Source organism: Saccharopolyspora rosea, from assembly GCF_025643595.1.
GTDB lineage: Bacteria > Actinomycetota > Actinomycetes > Mycobacteriales > Pseudonocardiaceae > Saccharopolyspora > Saccharopolyspora rosea.
Map to the genome: position 1 here is coordinate 4,192,131 of NZ_CP102826.1, position 23,433 is coordinate 4,215,563.

General features: G+C 72.8%; 23 protein-coding genes and 1 pseudogene. 12 read left to right on the top strand and 12 right to left on the bottom strand.

What is annotated here, in order from left to right; genetic code table 11:
* The first annotated feature begins 159 nt into the window (after positions 1-159).
* From NV263_RS19390 to NV263_RS19400, 3 genes are all read left to right on the top strand, one after another.
* A complete protein-coding gene (locus NV263_RS19390) occupies positions 160-1,050 on the top strand; it encodes a hypothetical protein (RefSeq protein WP_263247812.1) in 891 nt (296 codons plus the stop codon).
* 172 nt (positions 1,051-1,222) lie between these two features.
* Positions 1,223-2,410, top strand: coding sequence for a cytochrome P450 (locus NV263_RS19395; RefSeq protein ID WP_263247814.1), 1,188 nt, complete (start codon positions 1,223-1,225; stop codon positions 2,408-2,410).
* Between the two features lie 206 nt (positions 2,411-2,616).
* On the top strand, positions 2,617-3,432 hold the full coding sequence (locus NV263_RS19400) for a class I SAM-dependent methyltransferase (RefSeq protein WP_263247815.1): 816 nt from the start codon (positions 2,617-2,619) through the stop codon (positions 3,430-3,432).
* A 123-nt stretch (positions 3,433-3,555) separates the two neighbouring features.
* On the opposite strand, the gene NV263_RS19405 is transcribed toward NV263_RS19400, so the two are convergent.
* Together NV263_RS19405 and NV263_RS19410 are read right to left on the bottom strand one after the other, a co-directional pair.
* Positions 3,556-4,635: a monodechloroaminopyrrolnitrin synthase PrnB family protein gene (locus NV263_RS19405; RefSeq protein ID WP_263247817.1), complete on the bottom strand. Its 1,080-nt coding sequence runs from the start codon at positions 4,633-4,635 to the stop codon at positions 3,556-3,558.
* 41 nt (positions 4,636-4,676) lie between these two features.
* Positions 4,677-5,387: a class I SAM-dependent methyltransferase gene (locus NV263_RS19410; protein ID WP_263247818.1), complete on the bottom strand. Its 711-nt coding sequence runs from the start codon at positions 5,385-5,387 to the stop codon at positions 4,677-4,679.
* A 378-nt stretch (positions 5,388-5,765) separates the two neighbouring features.
* Between NV263_RS19410 and NV263_RS19415 the strand changes: the two genes are divergently transcribed.
* Positions 5,766-6,155, top strand: a complete 390-nt coding sequence (locus NV263_RS19415) for a hypothetical protein (protein ID WP_263247820.1) — start codon at positions 5,766-5,768, stop codon at positions 6,153-6,155.
* Positions 6,156-6,293: 138 nt separating this feature from the next.
* Here NV263_RS19415 and NV263_RS19420 read toward each other — a convergent pair whose 3' ends face one another.
* Both NV263_RS19420 and NV263_RS19425 read right to left on the bottom strand, forming a co-directional pair.
* Entirely contained in the window at positions 6,294-6,506 is a 213-nt protein-coding gene (locus tag NV263_RS19420; RefSeq protein ID WP_263247822.1) for a DUF397 domain-containing protein, read from the bottom strand.
* Positions 6,507-6,531: 25 nt separating this feature from the next.
* On the bottom strand, positions 6,532-7,338 hold the full coding sequence (locus NV263_RS19425; RefSeq protein WP_263247823.1) for a helix-turn-helix domain-containing protein: 807 nt from the start codon (positions 7,336-7,338) through the stop codon (positions 6,532-6,534).
* Positions 7,339-7,837: 499 nt separating this feature from the next.
* Here NV263_RS19425 and NV263_RS19430 point away from each other — a divergent pair, with 499 nt between their 5' ends.
* Positions 7,838-8,224 (top strand): hypothetical protein, encoded by a 387-nt coding sequence (locus NV263_RS19430; RefSeq protein WP_263247826.1) that lies wholly within the window; start codon positions 7,838-7,840, stop codon positions 8,222-8,224.
* A 192-nt stretch (positions 8,225-8,416) separates the two neighbouring features.
* Here NV263_RS19430 and ypfJ read toward each other — a convergent pair whose 3' ends face one another.
* A complete protein-coding gene (gene ypfJ / locus NV263_RS19435; RefSeq protein WP_263247827.1) occupies positions 8,417-9,346 on the bottom strand; it encodes a KPN_02809 family neutral zinc metallopeptidase in 930 nt (309 codons plus the stop codon).
* A 241-nt stretch (positions 9,347-9,587) separates the two neighbouring features.
* Between ypfJ and NV263_RS19440 the strand changes: the two genes are divergently transcribed.
* Positions 9,588-9,917: a GNAT family N-acetyltransferase gene (locus NV263_RS19440; protein ID WP_263247829.1), complete on the top strand. Its 330-nt coding sequence runs from the start codon at positions 9,588-9,590 to the stop codon at positions 9,915-9,917.
* Positions 9,893-10,072: a hypothetical protein gene (locus NV263_RS19445; RefSeq protein ID WP_263247830.1), complete on the top strand. Its 180-nt coding sequence runs from the start codon at positions 9,893-9,895 to the stop codon at positions 10,070-10,072. Before NV263_RS19440 ends, NV263_RS19445 begins: the two co-directional genes overlap by 25 nt.
* On the opposite strand, the gene NV263_RS19450 is transcribed toward NV263_RS19445, so the two are convergent.
* The 3 genes from NV263_RS19450 to NV263_RS19460 are packed head-to-tail and all read right to left on the bottom strand — an operon-like array spanning position 10,059 to position 13,340.
* The gene (locus NV263_RS19450) at positions 10,059-11,654 is read right to left on the bottom strand and encodes a flavin-containing monooxygenase (protein ID WP_263247832.1); all 1,596 of its coding nucleotides are present in this window, start codon (positions 11,652-11,654) and stop codon (positions 10,059-10,061) included. The genes NV263_RS19445 and NV263_RS19450 overlap by 14 nt on opposite strands.
* A 58-nt stretch (positions 11,655-11,712) precedes the next feature.
* The gene (locus NV263_RS19455) at positions 11,713-12,405 is read right to left on the bottom strand and encodes an SDR family NAD(P)-dependent oxidoreductase (RefSeq protein WP_317630343.1); all 693 of its coding nucleotides are present in this window, start codon (positions 12,403-12,405) and stop codon (positions 11,713-11,715) included.
* Positions 12,402-13,340 carry an alpha/beta hydrolase gene (locus tag NV263_RS19460; RefSeq protein WP_263247833.1) on the bottom strand — a complete coding sequence of 313 codons (939 nt, stop codon included), beginning with the start codon at positions 13,338-13,340 and terminating at the stop codon, positions 12,402-12,404. Before NV263_RS19460 ends, NV263_RS19455 begins: the two co-directional genes overlap by 4 nt.
* Positions 13,341-13,515: 175 nt before the next feature.
* Between NV263_RS19460 and NV263_RS19465 the strand changes: the two genes are divergently transcribed.
* The gene (locus tag NV263_RS19465) at positions 13,516-14,676 is read left to right on the top strand and encodes a GAF domain-containing sensor histidine kinase (protein ID WP_263247835.1); all 1,161 of its coding nucleotides are present in this window, start codon (positions 13,516-13,518) and stop codon (positions 14,674-14,676) included.
* Positions 14,673-15,296, top strand: a complete 624-nt coding sequence (locus NV263_RS19470) for a response regulator (protein ID WP_263247836.1) — start codon at positions 14,673-14,675, stop codon at positions 15,294-15,296. Before NV263_RS19465 ends, NV263_RS19470 begins: the two co-directional genes overlap by 4 nt.
* Before the next feature lie 323 nt (positions 15,297-15,619).
* Here NV263_RS19470 and NV263_RS19475 read toward each other — a convergent pair whose 3' ends face one another.
* Complete coding sequence (locus NV263_RS19475) at positions 15,620-16,423, bottom strand: SAM-dependent methyltransferase (protein WP_263247838.1); 804 nt, start codon at positions 16,421-16,423, stop codon at positions 15,620-15,622.
* 409 nt (positions 16,424-16,832) lie between these two features.
* On the opposite strand from NV263_RS19475, the pseudogene NV263_RS19480 reads away from it, so the two are divergent.
* A pseudogene (locus tag NV263_RS19480) lies at positions 16,833-17,165 on the top strand (transglycosylase family protein); the annotation flags it as partial.
* Positions 17,166-17,328: 163 nt separating this feature from the next.
* On the opposite strand, the gene NV263_RS19485 reads toward NV263_RS19480, so the two are convergent.
* The 3 genes from NV263_RS19485 to NV263_RS19495 form a co-directional block, all read right to left on the bottom strand.
* Entirely contained in the window at positions 17,329-18,162 is an 834-nt protein-coding gene (locus NV263_RS19485) for a universal stress protein (protein WP_263247839.1), read from the bottom strand.
* A gap of 119 nt (positions 18,163-18,281) precedes the next feature.
* On the bottom strand, positions 18,282-18,593 hold the full coding sequence (locus NV263_RS19490) for a hypothetical protein (RefSeq protein WP_263247842.1): 312 nt from the start codon (positions 18,591-18,593) through the stop codon (positions 18,282-18,284).
* A 618-nt stretch (positions 18,594-19,211) separates the two neighbouring features.
* Entirely contained in the window at positions 19,212-20,498 is a 1,287-nt protein-coding gene (locus tag NV263_RS19495; protein WP_317630345.1) for an Nramp family divalent metal transporter, read from the bottom strand.
* A gap of 148 nt (positions 20,499-20,646) precedes the next feature.
* Between NV263_RS19495 and NV263_RS19500 the strand changes: the two genes are divergently transcribed.
* Together NV263_RS19500 and NV263_RS19505 are read left to right on the top strand one after the other, a co-directional pair.
* A complete protein-coding gene (locus NV263_RS19500; protein ID WP_263247843.1) occupies positions 20,647-22,416 on the top strand; it encodes a DEAD/DEAH box helicase in 1,770 nt (589 codons plus the stop codon).
* 16 nt (positions 22,417-22,432) lie between these two features.
* Positions 22,433-23,344 (top strand): LLM class flavin-dependent oxidoreductase, encoded by a 912-nt coding sequence (locus NV263_RS19505; protein ID WP_263247845.1) that lies wholly within the window; start codon positions 22,433-22,435, stop codon positions 23,342-23,344.
* Positions 23,345-23,433 lie beyond the last annotated feature (89 nt).

Genomic DNA, 23,433 nt, shown 5'->3' on the forward strand with positions numbered 1-23,433 from the left:
CGGTGCGCCGGAAAACGTCAAGGGCCGCACGGTTTTTCATCCGGGCGGCGGCTGCGGCGACGCTGCGCGACCGGCGGGATCCCGCGCGTCGTCGCCCGGGCCCGGCCGGGCCGCTCCCGGCCGGGCCCGGCAGAATGGAGCCGAGCGAGGAGGTGAGCCGTGGCGTTCCGACCGCACCAGTGGCCCGGGAACGTGATCCCGACCAGCGAGAACGCCGAGCAGGCCACCCGCTCGCTGTTCTACCGGGCGGGCTGGCGGGACCCGCTGACCCCGGAGGTCGCGCGGCTGTTGCAGCGCTGGTACGACTCCGGCTGGTGCGTGGACGCGCTGCTCGCCGCGCTGGACCGCCGACCGGACAACAGCAGGCAGCTCCCGCGCGGACCGCACGAGGACGTCGGGCACTTCCTGCAGAGCCGCCTGCGCGCGTGGTTCACCGACCACGCCGACTCCGAACGCGACGCCCGCCTGGCCCCGCCGCGCCCCGGCCTGACGATCGAGGCGTGGCTGCGCATCAACCGCGAACAGCAGCGCCGCACCGAACCCCGGGCGCGGCGCCCGCTGGGCGAACGCGGGCAGCGGGCCCGCGAGCACGCCCGGGAGCAGGCCCGGCGCCGGCGGCGGGACCCGCTGGAACGCGGCCGGGACAAGGACGAACGCATCTCCCGCGCGCTCGGCGCCCTGGACGAGCTGCTGCCGCGCGAGTCCGAACGACCGCGCCGGACCGGTCGGCGGCGCGGCGGGTCGCAGCTGATGGCCGCCTACGCCGGACGGCTCGACAGCGTCAGCAGCCACCCGGCCGTCCGCCGCATCGTCGGACGTCTCGCCGAGGAGCGGCGCCGACCCACGCCCGCCGAGGTGCAGGTGCTGCGCAACGCCCTGCGCGAGGCGCGCCAGCGCGCCGGGCTCGGCGTCCTGGAAGCCAGCGCGGCCGACGGCGCCGAGCTGAGCCCGGAAGCCGCGCGCATCCTCGCCTACCTGGACGGCACACCCGAGGACACGTCGTTCGACAGCATGCTCGCCCTGCTGCACATGAACGCCCGCGACCGCTGAGCTTCGGGCGAGCGGCGGCAGCGTGCTCTTCCGGGGCGCGGTCCCGCAGCTGGCACCACCGCGCGATCGCTCGGGAATTCTTGCCGTTCGGCCACGATGTGGCGACCGGGTCTGTGCTCGTCCGGTCACTCCTGGTACAAGGAAACGCGAGTTGATCAAGGAGGACTCGCGGATGACCCAGGGCACCGACGCGCGCAAGATCGACCGGGGCGGGACGGGTGGCTGCCCCGTCGACCACGGTTCCGACGGACTGTGGCGGATCCGCGGTTACGCCGCTGCGCGGGCGGTGCTGCGCAGCACCGACACGGTCCAGGCCGGGCTCGGTGTGGAGACGGTGGAGAAGATGCCCGCGAGCATCCGCCGTCCCGTGCTCTACCGCGACGGCCCGGAACACCGCGAGCACCGGCGCCAGACCGCCCGCTACTTCACCCCGCGCCACGTCGACGAGGCGTACCGGCCGATCATGCACCAGGTCGCCGACGAGCAGGTCGCCCAGCTGCGCCGCACGGGCCGCGCGCACCTGGCGGACCTGAGCTTCTCGCTGGCGATCGAGGTCGCCTCGGCGGTGATCGGCCTGACCGACAGCCGTCCCGGTCTGCGCGAACGCCTGGAGCGGTTCTTCCCCGAGGAGTTCGGCGAACCCGGCTTCACCAGCCTCAACGGCCTCTACTGGGTCTTCCGCCAGCTGCGCAACTGGTCGGCGATCTACCTGGCCGACGTCCGCCCGGCGATCCGCTCCCGCCGCGCCCGGCGCCGCGACGACGTGATCTCCCACCTGCTCGACGAGGGCTGCTCGGCGGCGGAGATCCTCGGCGAGTGCATCACCTTCGCGGCCGCCGGCATGGTCACCACCCGCGAGTTCGTCAACCTCGCCGCCTGGCACCTGTTCACCGACGACGACCTGCGCGCCCGCTACTGCGGAGCCGAGGAGCCGGAACGCCTGGCGGTCCTGCACGAACTGCTGCGCCTAGAACCAGTCGTCGGCCACCTCAAGCGCCGCACCACGAGCCCGGTCGAGGTGCCCGGCGAGGACGGTCCGATCACCATCCCGGCCGGTCAGCTGGTCGACGTCGAGGTCTCGGAGACCAACACCGACGAGCAGGCCGTCGGCGCGGAACCGGCGGCGGTGTGCCCGGGCCGCGCGCTCGCCCAGGGCGCGGGCGCCCCGGGGCTGTCCTTCGGCGACGGCGCGCACAAGTGCCCGGGTTCGACGATCGCGATCCTGGAGACCGACATCTTCCTGACCAAGCTGTTCGCCCTGCCCGGTGTGGCGATGGCCACGCCGCCCCGGGTGTCGTTCAACGACGCCATCGGCGGCTACGAACTCCGCGGCCTGGTGGTGACGGCCGAAACCGCCTGACAATCCACTGTGGACACTGAGAGCCTGTCTTTGAACTCGTTGTGCGTGGCGGTGCCGGTGCAGGTTGCGAGACCACTCACCGAAAGAGGAAGCGGCTGGCGCCGCTTGCCACGCCCCTTCCGGGAGCAGGTTCGAAGACAGGCTCTGAGGTGGGCGCGGTGCCCGCGGGATTGATCGCCCGCGCCGCCCGGCCTAGCGTTCGGGTCATGTCGACCTACGCCTTCAGCCCGGAGTGGGAAGCCGAACGGCAGCGGCTCGCCTGTCTGGACGCCCTGTGGGACCGGGCCTCCCGGCGCGCGCTGGAGACCGCCGGCGTGCCGAGGGGAGCCGCGTGCCTGGACGTCGGGGCGGGTGACGGTTCGGTCGCGCGGCTGCTCGCCGAACTCGTCGGCGAGCGCGGCCGGGTGGTGGCGCTCGACCGCGACGTGCGCTTCCTCGACCCGGCCGGGCTGCCGAGCACCGTCGAGGTGTGCGAGCGGGACCTGCTCACCGACGGGATGCCGTCCGGGAGCTTCGACCTGGTGCACGCGCGGATGGTGCTCTCGCACCTGCCGGAGCGCGACGCGGTGCTCGACGACCTGGTGTCGCTGCTGGCGCCGGGCGGCCGGATCCTGCTGTCGGAGTTCGACGCCGAGGGCGCCGGGGTGGTCGAGCCCGTCCCGCCGGACGCCGCCGGGCGGTTCCAGCGGGTGCACGACGCGGTCGTGGCGGTGCTGGCGTCGAAGGGCGGCGACTCGCGGTGGGCCCACTGGATGCCCGCGGCGCTGGCCTCGCGCGGGCTGACCGGGATCGGCGCGGTGGTCGACGGCGAACTGGTCCGCGGGGCAACGCCGATCAGCACGTTCTACCAGCACACCTTCCAGCGCCTGCGCGAGCCGATGCTGGCCACCACCCCGGTGACCGCGGAGTTGTTCGACCGGGTGCACGCGGCGCTGGACGACCCGGAGTTCGTGGCGTTGGCCGCGCCGCTGGTGTCGGTGTGGGGACAGCGCCCGGTCGAGGCGATCACAGCCGGTGCGTGAACTCGTCGTCGCGGGCGCTGATGCGTCTTCCTGCGAACTCGTCGTGGGCGGCGAAACCGCTCAGCGGAAGCGGCTGGCGCCGCTTACCACGCCCCTTCCAGAAGCGGGTTCACCGGCGGGCGATCACGTGACCGCCCGGACCATCCGCGCGTTCTGGCGGGTGAGCAGCAGCACCTGGTGCAGCAGGTCGATGCTGGCACCGCCGCTGCCCACCGCGTAGAGCCGCACGTCCTCCCGGTAGGCCTGCCGGGCTATCCGGAAATGCCGTCCCCGGAAGGTGATCAGCGTGCGCAGCAGTCCGACGAGCGCGTCGGCGCCCGCGCGCGCACCCGGCCCGGCGCGGTCGACGCCGCCCGCTTCCTCGACGGTGCGCACCAGCCGGGTCACCGCGGAGGACGTCCCGCGCCAGCGCGCGTGCAGCGCGCGCCAGCGGGGCAGCGTGTAGGGCACCGATTCGTGCAGGAACCGCGCGTAGTCGCCGGAGTCGTCGGCGAGCCAGACCGCCTCGTCGACCAGCCACAACGGCACCTGCGCGGCGGCGGGGCCGAGGTAGGTGACGCCGCCGAAGGTGATCTCCTCGAAGTAGGGGCGCAGCGTGCGCGCGAAGAACACCGGGCCGACTTCGCCGAGCACGAGGTCGATGGACTCCACCATCGCGGCGACGTGGCCGTCGATCATCCGCACCAGCTCGGCGAAGCGGGCGTCGGCCGGGTCGGCGCGGGCGAGTTCGTCGCAGCCCTCCAGCGCGGTCCGCAACGCGGGGAACACGTGTCGCACCGAGTCCTGGAGCACGCGTTCCTGCGCGTCGCCGGTGTAGGTCCGCCGCCGGACGCCGTCCGGGTTCCACACGCAGTAGTGCAGCACGGTGTCGCGCGGCACCATGCCGGTGCGCCGACCCAGTTCGGCCAGCACGGGCACGGCTTCCGGGACCGCTTCGGCGGGTTCGGTGCCGTGCCGCTTGATGGAGCCGAGGAACATCCCGAGGTCGCGCATCGCGGCCAGGCATTCGTCGTCGGTGAACCGCGCGACCCGGTCCAGCTCCGGCAGCAGCGCCCGCAGGCCGCGGACCAGGGCCGCCACGTCGGCGCGCTGGTTCATCCGCACCAGGTCGCGGCAGGCGAGATCGGCGCCGAGCGGATCGGCGGTGCGCACGGCGTCGACCTGGGCGGCGGCGCCGTACTCGGAATTCGCGGTCGCGCGCATTCCCCTCCTCCCCCGAGGAAATCGCTTCGGCCTCCGGCGGATCAGCTCGCCGGCCGGACCAGGACGCGCCGCATCGGGACTTCGAGCACCGCACCGTCCGATCCGGTCTCGGTGCTGTGCCCGCGGAACTCGGCGGACTGGACGATCTCCAGGCCCGCCGCGGTGAGCAGGCGCTCCAGCTCGCCGTCTTCGAGCCGGGCGGGGACGAGTCCGGCTTCGTGCAGGTCGTCCAGTTTGGACCGCTGCTCGCGCGGCCAGGACGCGAAGACGTCCGCCGCGCCGGGTGCGAGTTCGACGACGAACGCCAGGCCCCGCTCGCCGAGCAGCGCCGTCAGGTTCCCGGCCGCCGCCGGCCGCTGTTCCACCGGCAGCTGGTGCAGCACGGTGCGCACGTACAGGTTCAGATCCCCCAGCTCGGCGTGGCACGCGGCGACGGCGGCGGGGTCGCACAGGTCGAGGACCCGGTAGTCCACGTTCGACGCCGGGTGCGCGCGCCGCGCCGCGGCCAACGCCGCTTCGGACACCTCGAAGCCGTACACCCGGCGGAAGTGCTCGGCGAGCGCCTCGGTCTGCCGCCCGCTGCCGCAGCCGACGTCGGCCACCGGCAACTCCGGGTCGAAGTGCTCGGCGAACCACGGAAGGTGGTGCAGCACGCCGTGCCGCGGATCCACGTCCCACAGGGCTTCGCCATCGCCCGCGGGCAGCTCTCGCCAGTACTTCTCCCACGCGAGAGCGTTGTCGTTGTCCGGCATCCCTCGCCCCCCTCTGCCCGGACTTCCGGACCTGCCGCGCGGAAGTCGCGGCATTGGCGCAAAGATCCTTTTTTGCGGGTGGAACGATCTCATGTCGGCTCGGCGATCACAAGTCCCGTTGCGGTGAGCACGGTGGACACCGGGCGGCGCTCCACTGCGGTCCGGCCCGGCAGGTGACCGAGCCCACTCGCCTCGGCAGCACCCGAGCACGCGCCCTCGGGCCCCCCGGACGGAAGCGATACTCTCCGTCACGGCACTGTCACTCCGCGCGCAGGAGGGCCCGTAATATCGACAGCCGAACGAGCCCGCACGGCCGTGCGCTCGCCAGTGATCAGCGCGAACCGGTGGACCGGTTCACTCACCGCAGGAAGGTTGTCAATGTCGGTCGGGCAAGCCCACCCGCGAACGGTCGCGGCACCGGAAGCGTGGTTGCGGCCGCACATCGAGGCGCTGGAGACCAGCGTGCGCCACGGGTTCCGGTTCCAGCACCTGCCGAACATCGGCGAGATCGCCGAGGTGCTGGGATTCCGCGTCGAGCGCGACACCATCGACGTGTTCCGCGCCCGGTCGGCCGAGGACGCCCTCGGTGCCCGGTTCCGCGTCGAGGACCTCGAACACGGCTCCTCCCCCGCCGCCCTGTGGCACCGCAGCGGACCGGTCGCCGAGGTCATCGCCGAGCTGCTCGCGCTCCCGGCCCACGGCATCCGCGGCGCTCCGGACCTCGTCGCCGTCCGCGCACCCGACCTCTGGGTGCCCCGCCTGCGGTGACCCCGCGGCCGGGCGGAGGCGGTCCCGCGCCACGGATCGCCGCCCACCTCATCGCGAAACTCCCGTCGCAGCAAGAGAAACGCTCCTCGCCTCCCCGGAGCCGGAGACGAGGAGCGCTCCACCGCGACCGGGACCTGATCAGCGACCGAACGCGTCCGCCTTCACCTCGCGCAGGAACGCCGCCCACGCGAAGCCGCTGACCTCAAGGACCCCGCCGGACCTGTCCTTGGTGTCCCGAACGCCGACCATCCGCCCGTCGGCAGCGAAACCGACCTCGACGCAGTTGCCGCCGTTGGCGCCGGATCGCGTGGACTTGCGCCAGCCGGTGTAGACGTTCCTCGACTCGGGCATCGGTGTGCCCCTTCCCTGTGTCTGGTCACTGTTCGTTGATCGCCTCGGCCAGCATGCCGCGTGAATCATCGGGACTCAACGAGAGCCGTTCCAGGACGTCGACCACGACCGCATAGCGGTCGATGTCTCCCGGGTCCTCCTGGTAAATCGCTCCACGTTCGTTGTCCACGTAGACGAACGCGGGTGCGTCCTCTTCCGGGAACTGCATCATCACGAAGGCGCCCGACATCGCCGGGTGTGGTCCGGTTGCGAACGGGAGTATCCGCAACGTGGTGTGCGGAGATCGCGACGCGTCGATCAACCGGTGAAGTTGGTCGCGCATCACCTCTGGGCCACCGACCGGGCGTCGGATCACCGCCTCGTTGAGGTAGAAATGCAGCCGTGGCGGGTCATCTCCATTGAGACGCGCCTGCCGTTCCCGGCGAATTTTGACCTGGCGGTCAACTTCCGCATCGCTCATGTCCGGTCGGTTGCTTCGCATCAGCGCCCGCACGTACTCCGGCGTTTGCAACAATCCGGGCACATGCTCGGCTTCGTAGTTCCAGAGGTCGAGCGCATCGGCTTCCAGACCAACGAACTGGCGGAACCACTCCGGAACCGTGTCCCGGTAGGCCGTCCACCAACCGCGTTCGTTCGACTCGCTCGCCAGCCGCAACAGGTAGTCGAGCTTGGCGGCGTCGACGTCGTACAGCTGCCCCAGCGCCCGAACGGTCTGGACCTTGATCGCCGTCTTCGCCTTCTCGATCTTGCTCACCGCCGACTCGCCCATGTTCAGCCATGCGGCGGCGTCCTTGAGCGTGTGACCGGAATCCTGCCGGAGTTGGCGCAACATGGCGCCGAGCTGACGCCGACGAACACTCGGACCTGGCCGTTTCGTCACTGGGACCTCCACAGCTGATCACAGGTGGGGCGGAGTCTGCCACGACACGACATGCCCGCTGGGCCTCATTCGAACGAGTGCAGCACCCCCGATGCCATTGCCCATAGGACATGTCCTATGCGATCTTACTACTGAACGTGATCATGCGAACACACTCAGCGCAAACCGGGCTCGGCTACGACGGGGAGATCCCCGATGTCGGAGGTTGAGCCAAAGCCCCACCCCGTGCTGCCGCGCCGTGCGCGACCGCGCCCGCGCGCCGCGCAGTCGATGCGGTCCGGTCTCGCCGAGACCGCACCCCGAGTCCGCATCGCAGGCGCACGGGGACCCGTCGGGCGGTACCCGGAGCCGCCACCCGGCGGGCCATGCCACCGGCGGGCACGCCCCACCCGTGCCCGCCGGTGGCCACCCAGATCAACGGGCCCGAGAACGCCACCCCGGGGAGGTTCACATGGTGGTCGGGGACGCCCACCCGCGACGGCTCGCGCCGCCGGAGCCCTGGCTGCGACCGCACATCGAGGCGCTGGAGACCAGCGTGCGCCGTGGATTCCGGTTCCGGCACCTGCCGAGCACCGGCGACATCGCCGAAGTGCAGGGATTCCGCGTCGAGCACGGTGCCATCGACATCTTCCGCGCCCGCTCGGCCGACGACGCGCTCGGCGCCCGTTTCCGGGTCGAGGACCTCGAACGCGGCTCCTCCGCCGCCCTGTGGCACCGCTGCGGACCGGTCGCCGACGTCGTCACCGAACTGCTGGCACTCCCGCCGCACGACACCGGCGGCGCGCCGGGCCTCGCCGCCGTCCGCGCGCCCGACCTCTGGCTGCCGCGCCCGCCATGACCCCGTGGCCGGGCCTGTTCACACCGCTGCTCCACCGGGTCCGACCGCCCGACGTCGCGCGGGTGACCTGCGGTTCCGCGCGCCTCGGCGTCGCCGATTGCGGAGCGGTCTGCACACCACCGCACCCGTCGGTCACCGCCCGGCTCGCCCGGTGTCCGCGCTGCTACCGATCGTCCGAAGTGGACGGACGAATCACCCCAGGCTGACGTGCGGGTCGAAGGTGTCGCACTTGCTCGGGGAGCCGGTCTTGAGACCCGTGGTGAACCACTTCTCGCGCTGGCTGGACGTGCCGTGGGTGTAGCGGCTCTCGTCGACCCGGCCGCCGCCGAGGTGGGACTGGATGTAGTCGTCGCCGATGTGGGCGGCCGCGTCGAGGGCGCGGCGCACGTCGTCCTGCGAGATGTCGGAGATCAGCGGTTTGCCGGACTTGGTGGGGACCGTGGTGGCGTGGTTGGCCCACACCCCGGCGTAGCAGTCGGCCTGCAGCTCCAGGCGGACCGACGCCGAGGTCGGGCCGCTGTCCCCGGCGCGGACGCGGGAGGTGGTGCCGAGGAGGTTCTGCACGTGGTGCCCGTATTCGTGGGCCAGCACGTAGGCTTCCACGAACCGGCCGCCCTGAGCGCCGAACTTCGTCTGCAACTCCTTGAAGAAGTCCAGGTCGATGTAGACGTCCGAGTCGCCGGGGCAGTAGAACGGGCCGACGTCGGAGGTGGCGCCGCCGCAGGCGGTGCGCACGCTGCCGCGGAAGAACTTCGTGGGCGCGGTGTGGTACGCGCGACCCGACTTGTGGAACACGTCGCTCCAGTAGCCCTGGATGGAGTTGATCGAGGCGACCAGGGCGCAGTCGTCGCGTCGGTTGGCGTCCGCGCCGGTGCGGCACTCGCGGGCCAGCGCCTGGTCGTCGGTCTGCTGACCGCTGGCGAGCTGGTCCAGTCCGGGCGGGGACACCGGCAGGTGCCCGCCACCTCCGAGGAAGTGCGAGACGACGAAGTAGAGCACCACGGCGACGACGGCGAGCCCGCCCCCGCCCGCGACGAGGGCGCCGCCGCCGAACCCTCCGCCGGAGCCGCCCACTTCCTCGACCTGCGAGGCGTCCAGATCCGCATCGTCGTTGAACCGCACGCGGCCAAGATATCCCGGCGTCGCACAGGCGTTCAGTGCGCCCGTCGTCACACCGGCGCACGTCACAGGCTCGGCCCTCTAGTGCCTGTCGTTGAACTCGTTGTGGGTGGCGGTGCGGGCTGCGAGACCACTCACCGAAAGAGAGAAGGGCGGCCAGCTCTCCTCGCCGTCGCCCTTACGACCGGTTCAAAGACAGGCAGTTAGGTTGCGGGGGTCCGCGACGTGCAGGAGGAGGAGACCGATGACCGACCCGACCGCCGTCCACCACGACCAGGCGCGGCAGCGCTACCGGATCAGCGCCGACGGTGAAGCCGCCGGGTTCACCGCCTACCTCGACCGCGGCGACCAGCGGGTGTTCCACCACACCGAGATCGACGACCGGTTCCGGGGCCGCGGTCTCAGCGGCGCCCTGCTCGCCGAGGCGCTGGCCGACACCCGGGCGCGGGGGCTGCGGATCGTGCCGGTGTGCCCGCGGGTGGCCGGCTTCCTGCGCGGTCACCCGGAGTTCGCCGACGTCACCGACCAGCCCACCCCGGAAGTCCTGCGGTGGCTGGAGGCCGAACTGCCCTGATCGGGCGGAACGGACGGCGACTACTCGACGGGCCTGGTCACGATCACCGCGTCGCCGACGGCGAGCAGTTCGTCGACGACGTCGTGGAAGCCGTACCGCGTTGCACCACCCGCGTGCGGGACGACCAGGCCGCCGACGGCTTCACCGCCGGGTGAGCACGAAACCCGCGTAGTCGTTGTCGCGCGCCTGGTCGCAGAACCGGCGGTAGGTGCCGAAACCGCCGACGTAGGGCATGAAAACCCGCTTCTTGCCGGTGACGTTCGCGCCGACGTACCAGGAGTCGGCGCGCGGGTAGAGGGTGCGCTCGGCGGTTTCGGCGACGTGCTCGGTCCACCGGGCCGCCGCGTCGTGGCGGGGTTCCACCTCGGCGACGCCGTCGGCGCGGCACCGGTCGAGCAGGTCGACGACCCAGTCGACCTGCACCTCGGCGTGCAGCACCATGTTCGCCAGCACCGAGGGGCTGCCGGGGCCGCTGACGGTGAACATGTTCGGGAAACCGGGCACGCCCAGGCCCAGGCAGGTCACCGGCCCGTCGGCCCACGCCCGGCTGAGCCGCAGACCGCCCCGGCCGCGCGGGTCGATGCGGGTCAGGGCGCCGGTCAACGCGTCGAAACCGGTGGCGTAGACGAGCACGTCGAGTTCGTGGCGGCCGTGCTCGGTCTCCACGCCCCACGGCCGGATCGCGACCACCGGGTCGCGGCGCAGGTTCACCAGGCGCACGTTCGACCGGTTGTAGGTCTCGAAGTAGCCGACGTCGGTGCAGATCCGCTTGGTGCCGATCGGGTGGCCGACCGGGACGAGGTCCTCCGCGGTGGCCGGGTCGCGCACGATGGCGCGGATCTTCTCCTCGGCGAAGCGGCGGGCGTGGTCGTTGGCCGCCAGGTCGGTGTTCTGGTCCGGGAAGGTCTTGCCGAACAGCACCCCGCCCTGCTGCCACCGCTGCTCCAGCGCGGCCCGCCGCTCCTGCTCGTCGACCTCCAGCGCACCCTTCGGGTACGCCTCGTGCGGCGTCCCGGCCGGCGCGTAGGCGGACTTCGCGCGCCGCTGCGGGTACTCGGCGCGGACGCGTTCCCACTCCTCGTCGGTGAACGGCCGGTTCGGCGCCGGCACGCTGTAGTTGGCCGACCGCTGGAAGACCGTCAGCGACGCCGCCCGCTCGGCCAGGACCGGGATCGACTGGATGCCGGACGAACCGGTGCCGATCACGCCGACGCGCTTGCCCGCCAGGTCCGGTTCGCGGTGCGGCCACCGCGCGGTGAACAGCACCTGCCCGGCGAAGTCGTCGGCCCCCGGGATGTCCGGGCGGTGCACGGCCGACAGGCAGCCGGTCGCGAAGATCACGAACCGGGCGCGCAGCCGCTCGCCGTCGTCGGTGGTCAGCGTCCACACCACGGCGTCCTCGTCGAAGTGCGCGGACCGCACGGTCCGGCCGAACCGAATGAGCCGGTGCAGGTCGAAGCGCTCGGCGACGTGTTCCAGGTAGGCCAGGATCTCCGGCTGCGCGGCGTAGCGCTCGCTCCACCGCCACCCGTCCTGCAGCTCCGCGCTGAACGAGTAGGAGTAGTCGATGCTCTCCACGTCGCAGCGGGCGCCCGGGTAGCGGTTCCAGTACCAGGTGCCGCCCACCCCGTCCGCGGCCTCGACGCCGACCACGTCGAACCCGTCGGACCGGCACCGGTGCAGCGCGTACAACCCGGCGAACCCGGCCCCCACCACGACGACATCACGCACGTCCATCCGATGTCCTCCCCACAGCTACCCGTGTTCGAAGTCGCGCAGGCCGACCACGACCACCTCAAGCCGTCGCGCCGCCGTCGGCGACGAAATCGGCCCCCGTGCAGTACGCGCTCGCGTCGCTGGCCAGGAACGCCACCAGGCGCGCGAGTTCGCCGACCGTTCCGGCGCGCGGGATCGGCAGGTGCGACAGGTCGAGGCGGCGCGCGTCGATCATCGGCGTGTCGACCGCGCCGGGGCACACGCAGTTGACCCGGATGCCCAGCGGCGCGAACTCGCGCGCCGCCGACCGGCTCGCTCCGCGCAGGCCCCACTTCGACGCCGCGTACGCCAGCGCGCCGCCGTGGCCGCGCAGACCGGAGATCGAGGCGATGTTGACGATCGAGCCGCCTTCGGGCATCGCCGGTGCGACGGCCCGCATGCCCAGCACCGGTCCGACGAGGTTGACCTCCAGCGTGGCGCGCAGCGCCGCGTCGGTGAGGTCGGCGATCGGGGCGGTGCGGTAGACCCCGGCGTTGTTGACCAGCACGTCCACCCGGCCGGTCCGCTCCACGAGGCGTTGCCAGCCGGTGGCGTCGCAGACGTCGAGGCGTTCGAAGCGGCCGCCGATCTCGTCGGCGACGGCGGTGCCCGACTCGTCGGCGTCGGCGACGACGACGCGGGCGCCGAGCCGGGCGAACAGGCGGGCTTCGGCCGCGCCCTGCCCGCGGGCCGCCCCGGTGATGATCGCGGTCCTGCCGTCCAGGTCGATCACGCTGCGCTCCTCGTGCTGAGCAGGCGGTCCAGGTCGTGCCAGAGCAGCTGCCGCGCCGACTCGGCGGGCCCGAACCCGGGCAGGGTCAGGAATCCGTGGAACAGCCCCGGGTAGTGCCGGTGCACCACGGGCACCCCCGCCCCGGTGAGGGTCCGCGCGTAGGCCGCCGCCTCGTCGCACAGCGGGTCGCGCTGGGCGGTCACCACGACGGCGGGCGGCAGCCCGTCGTGGCGGGGCGCGCGCAGTGGCGCGACCAGGTGCGCGGGGTCGGGCAGCGCGTCCCCGCCGAGGTACTGGCGCCAGTACCAGCGCATCGCCGCCTCGGTGTTGTAGTGGCCGGTGCCGTAGGTCCGGTAGCTGCCGGTGTCGCAGCCGGGATCGACCACCGGGTAGAGCAGTACCTGCGCGGCCAGCCGTGGTCCGCGCTCGCGGCTGAGCAGGGCCGCGACGGCGGCGAGGTTGCCCCCGGCGCTGTCGCCGGCCACCGCGATGCGCGCCGGGTCGCCGCCCAGTCCGGCGGCGTGCTCGGCGGCCCAGCGCACGGCGGCGTGCGCGTCGAGCGCGGCGGCGGGCGCCGGGTGTTCCGGCGCGAGCCGGTAGTCCACCGACACCACCAGCGCGTCGGTGCCCTTGGCCAGGGCCCGGCAGAACCCGTCGTGGCTGTCCAGGTCGCAGCACACGAAACCGCCGCCGTGCAGGAACACCACGACCGGCCGCGCCGCGCGGTCGCCGTGCGGCCGGTAGAGGCGCACCCCGATCGTCCGGTCCTCGGCGGGGATGCGGCGGTCCTCGACGACGGCCACGTCGTCGAGGTTGGCCGCCGGTGCCCGGCGGGCGGCCACCGCCCTGCGGGCCTGCGGCCCGGTCATCTCGTGCACGGGCGGGAATCCGGCGTCGAGTTCCCGCAACACCTGCGTGACTTCGTCGTCCAGCATCGGCGTCTCCCTGCGTCGAACCGGACGCTAGGTGGCTGCGGTGCCGCCACGGACGGACATCTCGATCAGCGGGACGGCGCCGGGCGGTCCGGCCGCACACCGGGACAGCGGTTGCGTGATCCGCGCTACCCGGCCGTCGCCGACCGCGGCGCGACCCTCGTACCATCCGAGCACAGTGGACACAGCATTCGAGGTCCGGACGCATGCCGGAACGGAACGCGCGACCGAGCACGGCGCCCGCTTCGAGCGCCTGCTCGGCGAACACGCGCACGTGCTGAACCTGCTGGACGGCACCGCCGCGCTGCGCGGCCTGGCGAAGCGGATCCGCGATGTCTGCGGCGCGCACATCGGCCTGGCCGGTCCGGTCGAGGGCGACCGGCTGCTGGTGCTGCGCCAGTGGAACGGCACGTGGGCGACCGGGTTGCACGACCTGAACGTGCCCACCGGCCTGGGGCTGGGCGGTCTGGCGCTGGCCGAGCAGCGGCCGGTGTGGGTCGCCGACTACTGCCGGTCGGACCTGATCACCCACGACTTCGACGTCCCGATCTCGGCCGACGGCATCCGGACGATGCTGGCCGTGCCGATGATGCGCGGCGGCCAGGTGCACGGCGTGGTGTACGCGGCGATGCGCGCCATCACCGACTTCAGCGGCAGGGAGCTGGACGCCGCGGTGGACCTCGCCGACGGCGGCGCGCTGGCGCTGGAGACCGCGGCCGCGGCGCGCCGGCAGCGCGAGCACGCGGCCGCGGCCGAACGCCGCCGCATCGCCGCGGAGCTGCACGACTCGGTCGGCGCGCAGCTGTTCCGGATCGGCGCGGAACTGCGGGACCTGCGCGCGCTTGCGGGCGGCACCGCGCTGGTGGAACGCCTGCTGTCGTTGGAGGAGCAGCTGGCCGAAACCGCCTCGGCGTTCCGCGAGTCGGTGCACGCGCTGGACCACGACCGGGTCGACGACGGGCTCACCGCGACGCTGTCGCGCCACTGCGCGGAATTCCAGCGCCGCACCGGCACCACCGCGCAGGCGGTGCAGGTCGGGGCGGTGCCCGAGTGCGATCCGCACCGCGAGCGAGTGCTCGTCGCGGCCGCCCGCGAAGCGCTGCTCAACGTCGAGAAGCACGCCGGCGCCGACTCGGTGCTGGTGAGCGTGATCGCGCTGGAGGACGGGATCGCGGTGTCGGTCGCCGACGACGGTGCCGGGTGGGACGGCGTCGACGACGGCGGCGGCATCGGCCTGCGGTCCACCGCCGACCGGCTCGCGCAGCTCGGCGGCACGCTCTCCGTCGTGTCCAATGAGGACGGTGGAGTCACCGTGCGGATCCGGGTTCCGCTGCCGTGACCGAGCACATCCGCGTGGTGGTCGTCGACGACCACCCCGTCGTGCTGGACGGGGTGCGGCTGCTGCTGCGCGAGGACCCGGCGATCCGGGTCGTCGGCGGCGCGCCGGACGCCGCGTCGGCGGTGCGCCTGGCCGCGCGCACCCGGCCGCACGTGGTGCTGCTGGACCTGCGGCTGCCGGACGCCATGGCCAGTGAACTCGTCGGCCCGCTGCGCCAGGCGGCCCCGGCGGCGCGGCTGCTGGTGTTCACCGCCTACCGCGACCACGCCGCGTTGCAGGCGACGCTGGACACCGGGGTCGACGGCTGCCTGCTCAAGGACGCCGGCTCCACCGACCTGGTCTCCGCCGTGCGGCAGGCGGCGCGCGGGGTGGCGATTTTCGACCCGCGCATCGGCGACCCGGCCCGGATGCGCTCCCGGCTGTTCGACACCGGCCTGACCCGGCGCGAGTACGACGTGCTGCGGCACGCGGCGGCCGGGCTGACCAACCCGGAGATCGCCGAGCAGCTCGGCCTGACCCGCCACACCGTCACCGGCTACCTGCGCAACGCGATGCGCAAGCTCAACGCCCGCAACCGCATCGAGCTGATCAGCAAGGCCGCCAAGTCGGGCCTGCTGTAGCGCCGCCGCCCCCTCAGGTGTGGGGGCGCGATGTGCGAACTACGTCTCCCCGCACGCCGCGATCATCCGAAGCCGCAACAGTTTTCGCTGGTCATCGCGACGCGTTCGGTCCGACCCGACCCGGCTGCGGCCGGGTCGGCGGCCACAGTGATCAGCCATGGACAAGACGCCGAACCTGCTCATCATCCTCGTCATCGGAGCGATCGCCGTGGCGATGCTCATCGCCGCCGTCGCGCTCGGCTGACCGGCCCGGTGGTCGATCCTCAGCGTCGCGGATCGGCCACCGGGCGATCACCGGGTGCCGCGAAGTTCGCGGACCGGCGCTACGGCTTGCGGCCGACGACGCCGACGTAGGCCCGCTGGGACAGGCCCAGCGGGGTGGCGCGCGGGCCGGTGGGCCACCAGTCGGCGACCGGGACCAGACCGGGCTCCAGCACCTCCAGACCGTCGACGAACCGCAGGATCTGCTCGCCGGTGCGGAACCAGCCGCTGCCCAGGGAGCTGCTGGTGCACACCTGCTCCACCCGCGCGGCGACCTCGGCGAGTTCGCTGCCGTCGCGCGGGTTGAACAAGTGCGCCAGCGCGACGTACGACCCGGCGGGCAGCGCGTCGAGGTAGCGGCGCATGATCGCGGCGGGATCCTGCTCGTCGGAGACGTGGTGCAGCGTGCCGATCTGGTAGAGCGCGAGCGGCCGGGAGAAGTCGATCTTGGCGCGCACCACGGGGTCCGCGAGCACCTCGGCCGGCCGGGTCAGGTCGGCGGCGACGAAGTGGCTGCGCTCGTCGGCGTCCAGCAGCGCGCGCCCGTGCGCGAGCACGAGCGGGTCGTTGTCCACGTAGACGACCACGGCGTCCGGGTTGACGCGCTGGGCGATCTCGTGGGTGTTCTCCGCGGTCGGCAGCCCGGAGCCGCAGTCGAGGAACTGGTCGATGCCCACGACCCCGGCCAGGTACCGGGTGACCCGGAGCAGGAAGCTGCGGCCGTCCCGGGCGGCGGCCATCGCCTCCGGCGCGCATTCGACGATCCGGTCCCGGATCTCCCGATCGACCTCGTAGTTGTCCTTGCCGCCGAGCATCGCGTCGTAGACCCGCGCGATGCTGGCGACCGAGGTGTCGATCTCCACCATTCGGCCTCCCCCACTCCTCGCCACCCAAGATCACAGACCACTGTAGGGGGCGGCCGGGCGCCGACCAAGATCGTCCTGATTTTCATTTTCACTCTTCCGAGTGACAAGAGAAGCCATCTAAAGCACTCTGCGTAGCCGCATCCGCTGACCCATGCGACCAGGCAAAACAACACTGTGTTCGAATCTTGTCCTGGTCAGCATGAGGATGCTCACGCCCCGTGACGCTTGGCTGCACCAATTTCGACTACGTAGCGTGTTTCCCCGTCGGACCCCCGCACCCCCGTCGGGATCCGGCACGTGAACCCCCGAAGTCCGCTGCGCCGAACCCTGCCCGCGGACCCTCGGCGACCCCGAAACGCCCCCGGGCAGGGACCGTCCCCCGACGGCAGGCGCGGCAGGAGATCACCCGATGGCTCGTCACAGCACCAAACGGATCCTCGCCCGCGTCGGCCTCGCCGGCCTCGTCGTCGCCGCCCCGCTGGCGGTCGCCATCCCGGCCGACGCCGCCACCAACTGGGACGCCGTGGCCCAGTGCGAGAGCTCCGGCAACTGGAACGCCGACACCGGCAACGGCTTCTCCGGCGGCCTGCAGTTCACCGACTCCACCTGGTCCGCCTACGGCGGCACCAAGTACGCCTCGAAGGCGTCCGGCGCGACCCGCGAGCAGCAGATCGAGGTCGCCAACAAGGTGCTGAAGTCGCAGGGCGCCAACGCCTGGCCGGTGTGCAGCAAGAAGGCCGGCCTCAAGTAAGGACCCGCCCCCGAACTCGTCGTGCGCGGAACATCCCGCGAGACCGCGGCTTTCCGCGGTCCTTCGGCGACCGGGTTCGAAGGGCTGGCGTACCGGACGACGACACCGCGCGCGGCTCCGACGGGGCGGGCACCGGCACCCGGTGCCCGCCCCGTCACTCGCGCAGCACGGCGACCGGGCACGGCGCGCGGTTGACCGCCGCGTGGCTGACCGACCCCAGCAGCACCCGGCGGATGCGGCCGCGGCCGTGGCTGCCCACCACCAGCAGGCTCGCCCGACGAGCCTCCCGGAGCAGCGCCTCCGCCGGGCGTTCCGCGCTCACCGCCCTGCGGACCGCCACGTCCGGGTAGTGCTCGGCGCAGCCGGCCAGCGATTCGGACACCAGCTCGTGGGCCTGCTCGCGGGCGTCGGCCCAGCCGGTCCCGCCCGCCCGCGCGGACGGGTCGGACCAGGCGTGCACGGCCACCAGCCCGAGGTCGTGGCGGGCGGCGAAGTCGAAGGCGAAGCCGATCGCCAGCCGACCGGCCGGTGATCCGTCGACCCCCACCACGACCGGTCCCCCGGCGGTGGCCTCGCCGCGCACCACCACGACCGGCGCGCCGCTGCGGTGCGCGAGCACCTCGGCCGGGACCGTCCCGACCGCCTGCGCGCCGCCGAACACCACCAGTTCGGCGACCTCGGCCATCCCGGACAGCACCACGCTCGGATCGCCGTAGGGCATCTCGCCGCGCACCCGCAACCGCGGATCGATCTCCCGGCAGCCGGCCACGAGCGCCTCCAGCTCCCGGCGCATCGCCTGCTGCAACGGCTCCTCCTGCTGCTCCCCGGGAACGCGGATCGGCGTGAGTTCCTCGAACGGCCACGCGTAGACGTGCACCAGCAGCAGCGGCAGGCGCCGCGCGGCGGCCTCCCGCGCGGCCCACCACACCGCGCGGCGGGACGTCTCGGACTGGTCGAACCCGACCACCACGGTCCGCTGCGCACCCATGCCCCCAGGGTCCGCTCAGCGCGGGGAAACGGCCACGAGCGATCCCAGCAGCGCCGTGCCGAGCAGCAGCCCGGCGAGGTGCCCCCAGCAGTCCCCTCGCCGGTTCGTCCCGGCCCGGTTCACATCCCGCGGCACTGCCGGGTGGGCCAGCCCGCGCGGCTCAGCGGGAACTTCGCCTCGTCGATCCGGGCCGGTTCGTCGGTGTCGCGCTGCCGGAGCCGGTGCAGCTCGCACAGCGAGGAGACGATCGCGCTCAGGTAGCCGGGATCGGGGGTGAGCACGGTGATCTCGCGGTGCTCGTCGTCGTGGCACAGCAGCGCGCCGTACCCGGACGGCAGCGGCTCCAAGCCGAACTCCGCGCACACCCGGCGGTACCGCCGCCGACCGAGTGCCTTCGGCGTGAGGAAGACGAACGCGCGCGCACGGTACATGGCTCCCCCTCGGGATGCCCCGACACCAGTGCACACCAACGACATCGCCGTCCGAATCGGCCGTTCGTCGCCACCTCGCACCGACCGCGGCGAACCGGACCCGGCGACGCGGTGGCCATCGACCTCGCCGGTCCGCCGGGTCGACGCCGCGCGCACCGCCATCCGGCGCTCTTCTGTTGCGCTCGCACACATCCGGGACGCCGCACCTCACCCGTCCGGTCCATTCTTGACACGTGCGGTGAGCACCCAACGGGACGCGCCGACCACATCGGGCGATTTCCGACTGATCCGCTTCTGCGCAGCTCAGTGACCGTCATCCGCGACCTGCGAGCCGGTCCGGCTGGGCGCGGCCGGGCTCCGGTCGGCCACGCGACGCGCCGTCGGTTCGGCGCGACACCCCGCCGGGCGCGGCGTAGGTTCTGCGGCCACATCCCCCGACACCACCGAGGAACGGCGCCCCCGGCGAGCCCACCCTCCGACGCCGCCGGAGCCGCGCCGCCCGGAGCCGGGGGCGGCCGCTTCCTCCCCCGAGCGCCGGTCGCCCCCGGTTCCCCGGGACTGCCGGACCCCGGTCCGCGGAGTGCGCGGCGCTGACCGCCGTCTCCCCTCCGGCAGCTCTCAGCCGACGAGCTGGTCCCAGAGCAGGTGGAGGTTGAGCGCGACGACGACGGCGGTGATCGCCGCCATCACACCGGTCAGCCAGCGCGGGTTGGCGAAGCGGCCCATCACCGCGGGGTCGCGGGTGACCAGCAACAGCGGGACGAGCGCGAAGGGGATGCCGAAGCTGAGCACGACCTGGCTGAAGTCGAGCACGGCGGTCGGGCTGAGGCCGGCACCGATGACGAGCAGGGCGGGGACCATCGTGATCAACCGCCGCAGCAGCAACGGGATCCGCAGTCGCACGAAACCGGCCATGACGACCTGCCCGGCGAAGGTGCCCACGCTCGACGAGGAGATCCCCGAAGCCAGCAGCGCCACCGCGAACACCAGCGCGGCGCCGCCGCCGACGAGCTGTGCGAACCCGGCGTGGGCCTGCTCGATCTCGGCGACGCCGGTGCGCCCGCTGGTGTGGAACAGCTTGGCGGCGACCAGCAACATCGACAGGTTGATCAGCCCGGCCAGCCCGAGCGCGATGACCACGTCCCAGCGCTCGAAGCGCAGCACCCGCCGCCGGTCCTCGTCGGTGCGGCAGGTCAGCCGACGGCTGGTCAGCGCGGAGTGCAGGTACACCACGTGCGGCATGACGGTGGCGCCGACGATGCCGACGGCGAGGTAGGCGGAGCCGGCGGGCAACGTCGGCAGCAGCCCGGCGACCGCGCCGGCCGGTTCCGGCCCGATCCGCAGCAGCTCGTAGGCGAACCCGGCGATGATCAGCAGCAGCAGTCCGGCGATGGCCCGCTCGAACGGCCGGTGCCCGCGGGCCTGCAGTCCCAGCAGCGCGAACGACACCACCGCCATGATCAGCGCGGCGGGCACCATCGGCACGCCGAACAGCAGGTACAGCCCGAGAGCGGCGCCGATGAACTCGGCCAGGTCGGTGGCCATCGCCACCACCTCGGCCTGCACCCACAACCCCCAGCGCACCACGCGCGGATACCGGTCCTGGCACACCTCCGGCAGCGTCCGCCCGGTGACCACGCCGATCTTGGCGGACAGGAACTGCACCGGCATCGCCATCACGTTCGCCAGCACCACGACCCACACCAGGGCGTAACCGAACCGGGCCCCGGCACCGATGTTCGTGGAGAAGTTGCCCGGGTCGACGTACGCGATCGCGGCGATGAAGGCGGGGCCGAGCATCGCGAGGGCACCGCGCACCCGACCGCGCCGCAGCACCTGCTCGACGGGTGCCCCCGCGCCGCCCCCGGGGTCCGTGGCGACCGAACTCTTCCGTGAACCGAGCACCCGTTTACGGTACTCCGAAAAATCGACTTCGAGCCACGGAGAATTCCGGTGATCGCGCTCACCCTCCGCACTGCCGACCGCCCGTTCGGATCTTTCGGACCGCCCGAGGCGGCGACCAAGATCGAGTCGACGAGCGGAGAGGAGCGACGTGCCCACCTTCCTCCACGACGACTTCCTCCCCCGCTACGCGGCGCTGGATCCCGTGCTCCGCGACGCGGCGGGGGCGGCGCTCAAGGCGCTGCGCGCCGGGGAGACCACTCCCGTCGACATCCCCGGCGGGCGCGACCCGCGGCTGCGCGCCGTGCCGGTCGGCGACACCCACCACCTCGTGGTCGACACCTCGAACGGCGGCCACGTCGTCCTCGACGTCCGCGAGCGCGGCGCCGCCGTCGAGCAGCGCCACCGGGACGGCGCGGACGTCAGCGGGACCACCGACGACACCGGGGTGGGCGGCAGCCGGGTCGTGCCGATCGACGACGCCGAGGACCTCGACGAGGTCCTGCACCGGCCGTTCCCGCAGTGGCGGGTGTTCCTGCACGAGTCCCAGCGCCGGATCGCCGAGCACGCGCCGTTCCGGGGCCCGGCGCGGGTCACCGGCGGGGCGGGCACGGGCAAAACGGTCGTCGCGATGCACCGCGCCGCCCACCTGGCGCGGGGCCTGGACCTGCCGCCGGGTTCGGTGCTGCTGACGACGTTCACCAAGAGCCTGGCCCGGGATCTCGAACACAACCTCGGGATGCTCGTCCCGGACCGCACCACGCGGTCCAGGATCGACGTGACCACGGTGGATTCCCTCGCGCGGCGCCTGTTCCGCCGGTTGCGGGGCCACGAGCCGGATGTGCTCCGGGACACCGAGGCCGAGAAGCGCCTGCACGCCGTCTCCCGGGAGCACGGCCTCGCGCACCCGGGCTCGTTCCTGTACCGGGAGTGGCGGCAGATCGTCCTCGGCCAGCGGCTCGGCTCGGTCGAGGACTACCTGGCGGCCGACCGGCGCGGGCGCGGCCGGACGTTGCCGCCCGCCGAGCGGCGCGCGCTGTGGGAGGTCTTCCGGGCGTTCCGGCGGCAGCTGCGCGCCGCGGGACTGCGGACGTTCACCGAGATCGCCGACGAGGTCGCCCGGGAGCTGGAAGGGCGGGAGGACCGGCCGTACCGGCACGTGGTGGTCGACGAGGCGCAGGACCTCGACGCGGCCCGCTGGCGCATGCTGCGCTCCGCGGTCGCCGAAGGGGCGGACGACATGTTCGTCGTCGGCGACGCCCACCAGCGCATCTACGACAACAAGATCTCGTTGCGCAGCCTGGGGATCCACGTCACCGGCCGGTCGTTCAAGCTGCGCACCAACTACCGCGCCTCGCGGGAGATCCTGCTGTTCAGCACCGCGTTGCTGCTCGGCGAACGCGTCGACGACATGGACGAGGGCTCCGACGACCTGACGGGCTACCGCTCGCTGCTGCGCGGACGGCCACCGCGGACCCGGGAATTCCCCACCGAGCGGGACGAACTCGCGGCGATCGTCGAACGCGTCACCGGCTGGCTCGGCGACGGCGTCGCGGCCGAGTCGATCGCCGTGACCGCGCGCACCAACCGCTTCCTCGGACGCGTCGAGGAAGCGTTGCGCGGCAATGGGATCGCGACCGCCTGGCTGGGAGAGGACCGCCCCGGCGTGCGCATCGGCACCATGCACAAGGCGAAGGGCCTGGAGTTCCGGTGCGTGGCGGTCGCCGACGTCGGCGCGGCCTCGCTGCCGTTCCCGCGCGCGGTGACGCCCGAACCGGTCGATCCGCAGCAGCACCAGCAGGACGTGCAGGCCGAGCGGAACCTGTTGTTCGTCGCGTGCACCCGGGCCCGGGACCGCCTGTTCGTCACCTGGCACGGGACTCCGAGCCCGTTCCTCCGACCGGTTCTGGCGGTGCGGTAGCGGATACGATCGGGCGATGAGGTTCGCGATCTCGATCCCGCAGATCTTCGGCGACGGCGAGTTCGACCCCGGGGCGTTCCGCGAGTACCTGGTGCGGGCCGAGGAACTCGGGTTCCACAGCGCGTGGACGCAGGAGCAGACGCTGGGCACCATGCCGCAGCTCGGACCGACCGAGACGATGACCTACGCCGCGGCCTGCACCGAACGGCTGCGCATCGGGTGCGTGGTGTACGTCAGCACGCTGCACAGCCCGGTGCACCTGGCGAAGAGCCTCGCCTCGCTGGACCAGCTCAGCCGGGGGCGGTTGGAGGTCGGCGTCGGCACCGGCGGGTGGGGGCGGATGTTCGCCGCGTTCGGCGTCGATCCGGACAGCTACGTGTCCCGGTTCACCGAGGGGCTGACGGTGCTGAAGCGGCTGTGGACCGAACCGCGGGTGGACTTCGACGGCCGGTTCTGGCAGCTGGAGAACGCCGCGATGGAACCCAAGCCGGCTCAGAAACCGCACCCGCCGGTGTGGTTCGGCGGCAGTGGCGCGCCCGCGCTGCGGCGCGCGGTCCGGCACGGCGACGGCTTCTTCGGGGCCGGGTCGTCGACCACCGCCCAGTTCGCCGAGCAGGTCCGCACCGTGCGCGGCGCGCTGGCCGAGGCCGGCCGGGAGGACTTCGGCATCGCCAAGCGGGTCTACATCGCCGTCGACGACGACGCCGAACGCGGTCGGCGGCGGATGAACGCCGCGCTGGAACGCCTCTACGGACGCCGTTCGGAGACCATCGAGGCCGCCGCGGTCGCGGGTCCGGCCGAGGACTGCGCCCGCGAGGTGCGCGCGGTCGCGGACGCGGGCGCCGAGCTGGTCCTGTTCACCACGCTGTTCGACCAAGCCGAACAACTGGAGCGCTTGACCGCCGAGGTCCTGCCGCTGCTGACCTGAGCGCCCGTCCCGGGATCGCCGTGCGTGGCGGTGCCGGTCCCCCAGGAGGCGCTTGCGAGCCGCGAGACCGCTCCCCGCCAGGGAAGCCG

Coding starts and splice junctions, on each gene's coding strand:
- NV263_RS19395 (WP_263247814.1), top strand. CDS start 1,223: ATGACCCAGGGCACCGACGCGCGCAAGATCGACCGGGGCGGGACGGGT.
- NV263_RS19400 (WP_263247815.1), top strand. CDS start 2,617: ATGTCGACCTACGCCTTCAGCCCGGAGTGGGAAGCCGAACGGCAGCGG.
- NV263_RS19490 (WP_263247842.1), bottom strand. CDS start 18,593: ATGTACCGTGCGCGCGCGTTCGTCTTCCTCACGCCGAAGGCACTCGGT.
- NV263_RS19420 (WP_263247822.1), bottom strand. CDS start 6,506: ATGCCCGAGTCGAGGAACGTCTACACCGGCTGGCGCAAGTCCACGCGA.
- NV263_RS19460 (WP_263247833.1), bottom strand. CDS start 13,340: ATGCTGGACGACGAAGTCACGCAGGTGTTGCGGGAACTCGACGCCGGA.
- NV263_RS19405 (WP_263247817.1), bottom strand. CDS start 4,635: ATGCGCGCGACCGCGAATTCCGAGTACGGCGCCGCCGCCCAGGTCGAC.
- NV263_RS19415 (WP_263247820.1), top strand. CDS start 5,766: ATGTCGGTCGGGCAAGCCCACCCGCGAACGGTCGCGGCACCGGAAGCG.
- NV263_RS19440 (WP_263247829.1), top strand. CDS start 9,588: ATGACCGACCCGACCGCCGTCCACCACGACCAGGCGCGGCAGCGCTAC.
- NV263_RS19430 (WP_263247826.1), top strand. CDS start 7,838: ATGGTGGTCGGGGACGCCCACCCGCGACGGCTCGCGCCGCCGGAGCCC.
- NV263_RS19475 (WP_263247838.1), bottom strand. CDS start 16,423: ATGGTGGAGATCGACACCTCGGTCGCCAGCATCGCGCGGGTCTACGAC.
- NV263_RS19485 (WP_263247839.1), bottom strand. CDS start 18,162: ATGGGTGCGCAGCGGACCGTGGTGGTCGGGTTCGACCAGTCCGAGACG.
- NV263_RS19505 (WP_263247845.1), top strand. CDS start 22,433: ATGAGGTTCGCGATCTCGATCCCGCAGATCTTCGGCGACGGCGAGTTC.
- NV263_RS19425 (WP_263247823.1), bottom strand. CDS start 7,338: ATGTTGCGCCAACTCCGGCAGGATTCCGGTCACACGCTCAAGGACGCC.
- NV263_RS19450 (WP_263247832.1), bottom strand. CDS start 11,654: ATGGACGTGCGTGATGTCGTCGTGGTGGGGGCCGGGTTCGCCGGGTTG.
- NV263_RS19410 (WP_263247818.1), bottom strand. CDS start 5,387: ATGCCGGACAACGACAACGCTCTCGCGTGGGAGAAGTACTGGCGAGAG.